Source organism: Xenorhabdus miraniensis (genome assembly GCF_002632615.1).
On the sequence record NZ_NITZ01000048.1, the window covers coordinates 1 to 9,669 of the forward strand.

The window sequence follows — 9,669 nt, forward strand, 5'->3', positions numbered from 1 at the left end:
TCGAAGTATAAAAGGATTTCTCTTGACTGTTTTAGGGGCAGTCATTGCTTACTGCCTTAAATTGAAAAAACCATCACTTAAAGTTTTCTACTCAGAAGACGATCTTCCAGTGATGGTTTAAGCAGAATTCGGGTTAGTTAGCTATTGAATAAAGAATCCCGCTGCTTACAGCGGGGTATCTTAAGACATTGATAGCGGGTGATTTGAGTACAATTTATTGTATTGTTTGTCTTAATTTTTAACATATTTACCGATCATCTGTTCATTCCCATGCTTACAACCGTACCTGCGGATACAGCCAGAACAACCATATTTAAGGGAACCTCTAAAAACTTTTCACAGCCACAAAATTGAGTAAGATGTAACCACGCTGCCTCTTGCGGGCAGTGATATTCAGATTGTCTGTGAAATAGACGAGCAGTGGTCATTTGTCGGTAATAAAAAAATCAGCGCTGGCTCTGGTATGTCTGGGAGCCGAATAGGAAGCAGATAGTGGCGCATGTGTTTGGGGATCGCAGTAAGAAAACGCTGAAAAAATTGCTGGCGCTTCTGTCTCCTTTTAATATCCGGTTTTATTGTACAGATGATTATGCCGTTTACGATCGCCTTCCTGAGGAAAAACACCTTACGGGCAAGAAATTTACCCAACGTATTGAGAGGACTAATCGCACTCTGCGTATCCGGATAAAAAGGCTGAATCGAAAAACGATAGGTTATTCCAAATCTGAAGAAATACACGATAAAGTGATAGGTACGTTCATTGAGCGTGAATACTATATTTCACAAGCAATCTAACTATTAGGTTCATGAGCCAGATGGGAATATTGATGAAAATGATAAGTGGTAACGACTAAAGAACGTTGCCAAGAATCTTAGCATGTCCATACTCTCACTACCAAAAATACTAACTGTTATTAGGTAAGCTAATCAGTAAGGCTAGTATCGATTGCGCAAAGTGGGTACTCGTTTGTACGAAAATCAACGAATGCTTGTCTTTGTATGTCAGTACTTTCTTTCGGAAATCTAAACGGTAACCCACCTCACGACTCTGCCTTGTCTTTTGAATTCAGATATTGTGCCCTGTTATTTTGATTTTGCTATAGTTTTGGCAGAAACCTCGACGTAGCAGTAAAGTTCTTCTAAAGTAATTATAGCTCGGTAGTTTACATTACGTTGTTTTCATTGAAAATAATTTCATTATATATCAGATAGTTAGCTCTGTAACTTAAACGAAACACAGGTTATTTAAGGGTTCCTGTTATGAGAGTATACAGACATGCTGTGTTGCCAATGGCAATTAGAATGGCTTTATTTTTTTCTGGCGTGAGCATTGATGCCATAGCGGCCTCATCATGTGGCTCTTCGAATACGAAGACCATCATTTCTGAAAATGAGACAGCCCCCTGTAATCTCTCACAAGGCGAAAATCTTACTATCAAGAAAGGTGTGTCGATTGATGTTCCTCAAGGCGGCGACCCCTGGGATCGCTACTCTCTGAAATACAATGCGGTCAATGTCGGCGGTGACAATAATCTGGCACCATCAATACCACCAATTTTAGTTGATGATATTGAGAATAATGGGGTTTTACAGGGAAGTAGTGGCGTCATGATAACTAACAGTGGTTCTGTTAGAACGCTGGTTAATCGTGGAAGCATAGGCGGAGTGAATGGGGCCATATGGGTTTCTGGTCAAATGAATATGCTAGATAATTATGGCTCAATCAAATCCAATGATGATCCTAACTCATCTAATTCAATAATGATCCAGCAGGCGGTTGACGCAAATAATAATGATCAATATGGACGCGTAGATACCCTCCGTAATCAGAAGGAAGGATCGATTGATGGAATAAATGTTGCAACTTCATCACTTAAGACTTTTGATAATTATGGAATATTGTCTCAGGAGAGTAATGTCCGCCCTACTACCTCAACTTTTGGTATCAAATCTGGCAGTAATGTCGGCACTTTCAATAATTATGGAACAGTGACTGGCCCTAACCACGGCGTTCTGATTCAAAAGGGAGGATACCTCGAAAACCTGAATAATCACTCCGGGAGTAAAGGGATCACGGCTGACCAGGACGCAATTCAGGTCACTGGGCAAGGCATGGCTTTATTGGATGTGAATTCCCATATCAGGTCGTCCAAAATTAAACAAATTACTAACGCTTCCTCCATACGTGGAAAGCGAAATGGTATTTATATCGACGATAAAGGGATTATTGATACCATCACGAATCTGGATGGAGGAATAATCCAAGGGGATAAATTCGCTATCAATAATAAGGGAACCCTCACCAACGGCATTGATAATGCAGGCACGATTGACGGCAATGTCGAGCTTGGAAGCGCCAGCCTTTATCTGTCTGGCTCAAATGCAATCCTTAAAGGCAATGTCTCTGGGACGAAAGATTCGGTTGTTACCATTGGGTCGAAAGATGGAATGACCAAAAATCTGAACCTGCTATTTACTCACAACATGGATGCCGGAGCGGTTAGGATATTATCAGGAAACGCGTTAAGTCTGGGTGATGGACACACAACAGGACGCATTTCCAGTGACATAAATAATTCCGGCAGCCTTCATTTCAACCGTAGCGATAAAACGGCTTATCGCCACATCATAAGCGGAACCGGCTCTGTTCACCTAGTGGGTAGCGGCACGACCATTTTGACGGGGGAAAACACCTATACTGGCGAGACAAAAATCGACTCAGGGACTTTGCAACTCGGCGATAACGGGACGACGGGAAGCATTGATAACAGGTCCAAGGTGACAATCGGGCAGAAAGGAATACTGGCTTTTGACCATAAAAACAATATTACCTTTTCTAATAATATCTCTGGTGCTGGCGGCGTGGAACATGTTGGCAAAGGCATGACCATTCTGAACGGCCAGAATACGTATACGGGAACGACTTATATTAAAGCCGGTACATTACAGTTTAACACCCGAAATAATGGGCTGGACACCCGCTTAGTCACCATCGGGTCTGAAGGCATTCTGGCACTGGATCTGAATGGAACAAGCCGTTTTGACGGCGTGATCTCCGGCAGTGGTCAAATCAAGAAACTTGGCACCGGTATCACAACGCTAAATTCGGATTCTTCTGCCTTTACAGGATCAACAAGCGTTGAAGCGGGAAGCTTTATCGTTGACAGTCAGTTGGGCACAACAGCTTCAGCCTTTAATGTGAAAAAAGAGGGAACGGTGGAGGGGATCGGCATCATCGGCGGGACGGCAACGATTGAAAACGGCGGACACCTTGTCGGCAAGCAGGGTGATAGCCTGACATTTGGTCATGATCTTATTCTTAGTCACGATTCAAATGTCGGTGTTTCACTGGGGGCAACAGAGACTTCTGCGCCTGCGTTATTTGATGTGCGTGGCAACCTGACACTGGCAGGAACACTTAACGTCACCGATCTTGGCGGTTTTTCTGTGGGTGAATACGATATCTTCAATTATGGCGGCACCTTAACAAACAATGGGATGACGCTCACTGGCGGAGAACCCGGAGCACTCTCTCTCGATACGAGCAGGGACAAGAAAGTTTATCTCACCAATACGGGCGGTATGATCCTGAACTATTGGGATGGGGGGGACACCGGAAAACATAACAATGGTATTGTTGATGGCGGTAATGGTATCTGGCAGGTTGGCGGAAAGAATAACTGGACGTCAAAAGCAGGGCGGCCGAATGCCAGTTGGAGTAATGCAGATCAATTTGCCATCTTCTCCGGCATCGCAGGAAAGGTGCAGGTAGATAACAGCGGTGGTCAGGTCACCGTCAATGGCATGCAGTTTGGCACCGATGGTTACACTATCTCTGGTGCCCCGCTGGTTTTAAAAAATGACACTACAGGTAGCGCCAAAATTCGTGTCGGAACAGGCAATAAGTCAACGGCTGGCAGTACGGCCACGATTGAGTCAGACCTGACAGGTTCGGCGGCCCTTGAAACCACCGATTACGGCACGCTGGTTTTGAAAGGGAAGAATAATTACACAGGTGGCACGAAAGTGACACAGGGTATCCTTCAGCTCGGTGACGGTGGAACGACAGGCAGTATCTCCGGTGATGTCGTAACAGGAAGTAAAGGCACGCTTGTCTTTAACCGCTCAGATGCAGTGAGGTTCGACGGCCATATCACGGGCAAGGGAAAACTGGTTCAAAACGGGGGTGGTACAACCCTTCTGACGGGAGCGAATAACTATACAGGCACGACAGCAATACAAAAAGGAACACTTCGCCAAGGTGTAAAGGAGGCTTTCAGCACTGCTTCGTCCTATGCAATCGGACAGCATGGTACGTTTGATATGGGGGGATTTAATACAACAATTTCCTCTTTAAATAACCGTGGTAGAGTCGTAGCGGGCGGAGATAACAACGCTGTAGGGCGTATACTGACAATTGCGGGTAACTATAGTGGCAATAACGGTACGGTGAGTTTATCGACTGTCCTGGAAGGGGATAACTCAAAGACTGACAGACTTGTGGTGAATGGCAACACATCGGGCACAACGCATCTCGTGATCAAAAATGTCGGTGGAACGGGTGCACAAACGAATGAAGGTATTAAAGTTGTTGATGTGCAAGGTGTATCAGACGGAATTTTCAATTTGGTTGGCGACTATAACTATAAGGGAGAGCCAACTGTTGTAGCTGGTGCCCATGCTTACCGTCTTTATAAGAATGGCACTGACAATTCGGACGGGAACTGGTATCTGCGCTCGTCGCTGACCAGTCCAAACCCTAACCCAGAACCATCGCGGCTCTATCATGCTGGCGTTAGCGTTTACGAGGCTTATGGCAGGGTTTTGCAGACTCTGAATACACCTGAATCCTTGCGTGACCGGATCAGCGGGCGTAAGGACAGGCTGCTTGACATGGATAGTTTTAGAAACGCTGCTGGTGAACACAGCACAGACGATAATACAAGCCAGATGCCTAATGGGGTATGGGGGCGAATGACCGCCTCTTACGGTAAATTATCGCCACGTGTTTCTACATCTGGCGCTAACGCCATTACCTATAAAATGGCTCGTGCTCAGGTTGGTATGGACAGACGTTTTTATGAAAATAACCAAGGTTCAGTCACTGGCGGTATTTTCCTGCAATATTCGAATATTGATGCAAATGTAGGCTCTGTGCATGGTGACGGTCACATTCGTGCAAATGGTTATACGCTGGGTACAACAAGTACATGGTACGGCAAGAATAAGTTTTATTTGGATGGCATAGCCCAGATGACCTATTTTGACAACGATCTGAATTCAAAGACTGCCAGCCAGCCTTTGGGAAATAGTAAATCCGCGCTGGGGTATGCATTGAGCCTGGAAGCAGGGCAAGGGCTTGACTTGAATCAGGAATGGTCATTGACCCCACAAGCACAAATCGTGTTTTCTTCTATAGATATGAATGGGTTTTATGATCCGTTTGGAGCCAAAATCCACTTTGACCGAAGCGAGAGTATGAAATTTAGCGTAGGTACGACGATAGACTATCGTCAAAAAGCCACTCATTTATATAGTTTTTTCAATATTAATCAGGAGGTTTTGGGGCGTAATGACTTGACTAACGTCGCTGATGTTGCCTTTACCCGTGGTCATGACCGCACCTGGGGGGATGTGGGGGCAGGAGGTTCCTATAGTTGGGATAATGGAAAATCTTCCGTCTATGGTCAGGCTTCAGCCAACACCAGCCTGAATAATTTTGCAGACAGTTACGAGCTGAAGGCCAAAATCGGCATAAAGACAACATGGTGATTAAGTCAGTGCCTGTCACTGGAATTAACTAAAAACTGTGGGAATAATGTCCCACAGTGATAGTTTTCAGAGACATACTCTGATGAAAAAATAGCTGCTTGAGTTTATTCGTAGTATTTCCACCCTGCTAGAGAGATAAAAAAGTCATTGAAATCGATTGAGCCACCGTAATCCTCAAAAGCGGCGGTATAGGTCTTTCCTAGCGTTATTTGTCCCCCATTTGCAGTTAAATCACTGTTACTCATGTCGACATCAAGTTTATTGCTTTGGGGGCAATCAACAGTACATATAAGCTTTCCAGATGCCCCTGTATAGAGAATTATATTGGCCGTGCTATGAGGATAGCCAGATGGGTCGTATGGTTTGCTCCAAGTCTCATAAACCTGTCCAGTGTCTTCATCTGATAATGTCACTGTATAATCATAACCAGCTTGCGTCAGAAAGTAATACGAAACATGCCAATTATTCTCTATACCTGTAAAATAAAGTTTTTTCGTTGCCATTATTAATATCTCTCTATTGTTGTCCCATCGTATATTTGATGCTTCCAATATAATTATTGGCAGTAACCCTTATAATACAATTTCCTCCCACCTTACCTTTCAGGTTTATTTTGAACTGCCCAATTTCATCTGTAATCATTGATCGTATCGTATCGGGATTTAAAGCAATTTCTAATATGTTACTTATGTTTATGGCTTGGTCTATTTTATAATATACAATAGAGTTTTTAATGGGATCTATTGTATTTTTATCGTAAACCTGGATTGTAATTGTTTCGTATTCTTCACCAATTTGTTGACTTCCAGTTATGATTAATCTCGCTTCATTAACCGGAGCAAAATACAGTTCAACCTTATCTTTTATATCTCCTGATGCTACTTGTATTGAAAAAATACCGTCGGCATCTGAGGTTGCGCAAAAAACGATCTGACCATCCTGGTTTGTGACCCCAGAGGACGGCGTAATGCAAACATCATCATGGGAGACAACACGTATTGGTGCACCGGATATCGGCTTCGTTTTTTCATCTAAGGCCGTGATGAGTACAGAATTCGGGGTGTAATCATTGGACGGCATACCATTCGCCAAAATCTCGCTCTCCAAATAGGCGATTACAGCAGGCAGTGGAGAAGCTGATTTTTTAATTGTAACGTGGGTACTTTCAGATTTAGCTTTATTCCATACCAGGTCAGTGATGGTATAGTAAATATCATAGCTTCCGAGAGGAATAGCAGAAAAAGGGATGGTTACTTGATACGTTGGATTCTCGATATTTTCATCTGTGATAAAAAATGGTATTGATGATAGATATGGCGTCAGATGAACAATGATTTTATATCCAAGACGAATTTTTTCATGCTTTTTTATTATGATGACCAGTTCGTCTTGGTCTAGTTTTGATTCATCAATAATACCATTGTAGCTTTGTGGTAAAGCAGGAGGAACAAGGACGGCGTTTAATATTGTGTTCTTTATAGACATGTTATCACCTTTCACAAACAATTAACTTTATGAAGGTGACTGCCAAAAAACAGTAACTATGAGCAGTCACCTACTCTGGTTAGGGGGCTACTCCGCCGAGTCCTCTTCCCCTGGTGGTACTGTACCGAAGCTTCTGGTGAAAAGTTTTGATTTCTGGTTCTGGGCAAGACGACTGTAGTCTATCGTGAGTACTGCTACATCATAACCATCTGCTGCGTCATACCCCATCAGTTGAGCGGGCGTGATGAGCGCTTTATAATGGCCATTTGTTATTTCTGCCAATTGCACAGGGTGATCTTTAACCACCTCAATCGGTAAAGGACGTGCTTTTTCTGGGTGGATATCAACATAGTGTGAGATATAGGCTTTAATCGTGATCTTGTCACCCGGGGCGATGGTATGATTCGGATTTTGAGGGTCGGATAACAACCAAACCTCAAGGCCTTTTGAACCGATGCTGTTAATATTAATTGGGTTATATATGCCAATATAGTGATCGTACTGGTCATACACCTTTGGAGCAACCAAAGTACGGTGCTCGTCATTGGGACTTGGACCGTTAATACCACCGTTATCATAATTTATGTAATCAAGCTTGGATCTTTCCGGCGTACCTGTTTGGTTAAGCGCCACATAGCTGATATGATTATCCCCCGAATACAGGTCGCTGTAAGCGACTTTAAATTTATAAAATCCGTTTTCTTCAACTGTTAGCTGCCCAAAGAAGAGTGCTTTCTTTAAAATGTCTTTTTTATCATCCGTCACAAACCCGATGATAAAACTGCCGCTTTTGACTCCCTTGTTGCTCGGAACCATGAAATGGAAATCCTCCGATTCATCTGGCCTTGTTAAAGTAGAAGACAAGAATGTTTCTTCAATGTTTGGTGGCTGAAGATAGTCGGATTCGTTGGTCTGAACAGACGTAATAAATATGACTTGTTTTTGATTGTATGCCTCTTCACTGAATACCGTATCAAGCTCAACAAAAGTAGAGATACCCTGAGTGGCATATATTCTTAGGTTCACCGCTGCGCTTGATGTTTTCTGAATCAGATAGTAATAAAGACCGTTTTCCGTAGTGTGATAAGGTAGAATTTCAACCATGTTCCCTGGTTCCTCAGTGAATATTCGCAGGGGAGCTGTTGTACGAAGCGGAATATCATAGTGTGGAACTGGACCACCATTGTTTATCATCGGATTGATTGACGCTGAAACGAACGGATTGGGGTTAGTGGTAGTACTTGGGGGGGAGCCAGTTAAGGTAACCGCGTTTGGGTCGTACAGATAAGCGTTTGATCCTCTCAGTGTGCAAGTATCTGGATTCAGGTCTGGGTTATTGACAGAGTGATAAGTTACCTCCTGACTAGGGTTTCCCGTCGTATTTGCGGTAAACTTGATTGTCTGATCGCCGCCGCTTTTGTCGGCCTGGAATATCAGTTGCTGGTAAAACGCTCCGTTAGTAATTTTGCCGTCAAATGTGTGTATTAGTGTCACACCTGGTGAGTGAGAAGCAACACTAACCTGTGCCGATTTTAAATCGGCTGGGGTTGCACCGTGTATCGCAACAACCACACTGAAGGGTTGCCCTATGATAATATTTTGTTTATCTGCTGGAACTATCGTGATGTTAGCCATTATATTATCCTTTCAACGTGTAAAATTTATTGACTCTGTTTCGCAAGTAAAAAAAACTACAGCATTTTAATATCGATTTATTGGGGAGCTATTTTGACTGGACTTTCCCAGCCAGATTACATTCAGATAAATAATTTTCAATATACGTAATATAAAAAATATTTTTCTATCGAAAATCGTTCAATACTATCTTTTTTCGGCTTTTCTTTATCGCAAAACTGAGTAAAATAAAAACAATGTGATGCTTGGTCAGATAATTATTTCAAGACTACTTGAGTCATGTATTAAATAGTTAGTTGTTGTGATATGCTTCCAGATTTAATAGAAATTGCACTTATTAGGCGAATCCAAGAAATATTAATAATTAATGAAGTATTCAGATAATTCCTAATTACCAGAACCCCTTCGTCAAATCATCGATTCTATTTATTTTGTTAACAAATAAAAATTTCTTTTCACAATTATCTTAATAGGTGATTGAGTTTTATATACCAATCGCCATTGAAGATGCTTGATTTATCACCCAAACCAGATCATGCTTGCAACCATGAAAATTCATCTGACACCAGAACAAAAACGTGCACTCGAATTGATGCATGATACCACTCGTGACAGTCGAGTCTGTGATCGCATCAAGGCCGTGCTTTTAGCCTCCGAAGGCTGGACAGCTCAGATGACTGCACAGGCCTTGCGTATTCATGAAAGTACGGTCAGCCGTCATCTAAAAGATTTCATCGCTCAGGAAAAGTTCACCCCGGAAAATGGCGGCTCTGAAAG

General features: G+C 42.8%; 5 protein-coding genes and 2 pseudogenes. 4 read left to right on the forward strand and 3 right to left on the reverse strand.

Features of this window, described 5'->3' with window-relative positions:
• From Xmir_RS21380 to Xmir_RS21395, 3 genes and pseudogenes are all read left to right on the forward strand, one after another.
• Nucleotides 1-121: pseudogene (locus tag Xmir_RS21380) on the forward strand (IS982 family transposase); the annotation flags it as partial.
• A 240-nt stretch (nt 122-361) separates the two neighbouring features.
• Nucleotides 362-795: pseudogene (locus Xmir_RS21385) on the forward strand (IS1 family transposase); the annotation flags it as partial.
• 465 nt (nt 796-1,260) lie between these two features.
• Nucleotides 1,261-5,772 carry an autotransporter outer membrane beta-barrel domain-containing protein gene (locus Xmir_RS21395; protein ID WP_099116030.1) on the forward strand — a complete coding sequence of 1,504 codons (4,512 nt, stop codon included), beginning with the start codon at nt 1,261-1,263 and terminating at the stop codon, nt 5,770-5,772.
• A gap of 104 nt (nt 5,773-5,876) precedes the next feature.
• Here the strand turns inward: Xmir_RS21395 and Xmir_RS21400 are convergent, their stop codons facing one another.
• From Xmir_RS21400 to Xmir_RS26025, 3 genes are all read right to left on the reverse strand, one after another.
• Nucleotides 5,877-6,275, reverse strand: a complete 399-nt coding sequence (locus Xmir_RS21400; protein WP_099116031.1) for a hypothetical protein — start codon at nt 6,273-6,275, stop codon at nt 5,877-5,879.
• 13 nt (nt 6,276-6,288) lie between these two features.
• Nucleotides 6,289-7,257: an Ig-like domain-containing protein gene (locus tag Xmir_RS21405; protein WP_099116032.1), complete on the reverse strand. Its 969-nt coding sequence runs from the start codon at nt 7,255-7,257 to the stop codon at nt 6,289-6,291.
• Nucleotides 7,258-7,344: 87 nt separating this feature from the next.
• Complete coding sequence (locus Xmir_RS26025) at nt 7,345-8,892, reverse strand: hypothetical protein (RefSeq protein WP_244171011.1); 1,548 nt, start codon at nt 8,890-8,892, stop codon at nt 7,345-7,347.
• A 547-nt stretch (nt 8,893-9,439) separates the two neighbouring features.
• On the opposite strand from Xmir_RS26025, the gene Xmir_RS21415 reads away from it, so the two are divergent.
• On the forward strand, nt 9,440-9,669 hold a 230-nt coding region (locus Xmir_RS21415), incomplete at its 3' end, for a helix-turn-helix domain-containing protein (protein WP_244171012.1).

Coding starts and splice junctions, on each gene's coding strand:
- Xmir_RS21395 (WP_099116030.1), top strand. CDS start 1,261: ATGAGAGTATACAGACATGCTGTGTTGCCAATGGCAATTAGAATGGCT.
- Xmir_RS21400 (WP_099116031.1), bottom strand. CDS start 6,275: ATGGCAACGAAAAAACTTTATTTTACAGGTATAGAGAATAATTGGCAT.
- Xmir_RS21405 (WP_099116032.1), bottom strand. CDS start 7,257: ATGTCTATAAAGAACACAATATTAAACGCCGTCCTTGTTCCTCCTGCT.
- Xmir_RS26025 (WP_244171011.1), bottom strand. CDS start 8,892: ATGGCTAACATCACGATAGTTCCAGCAGATAAACAAAATATTATCATA.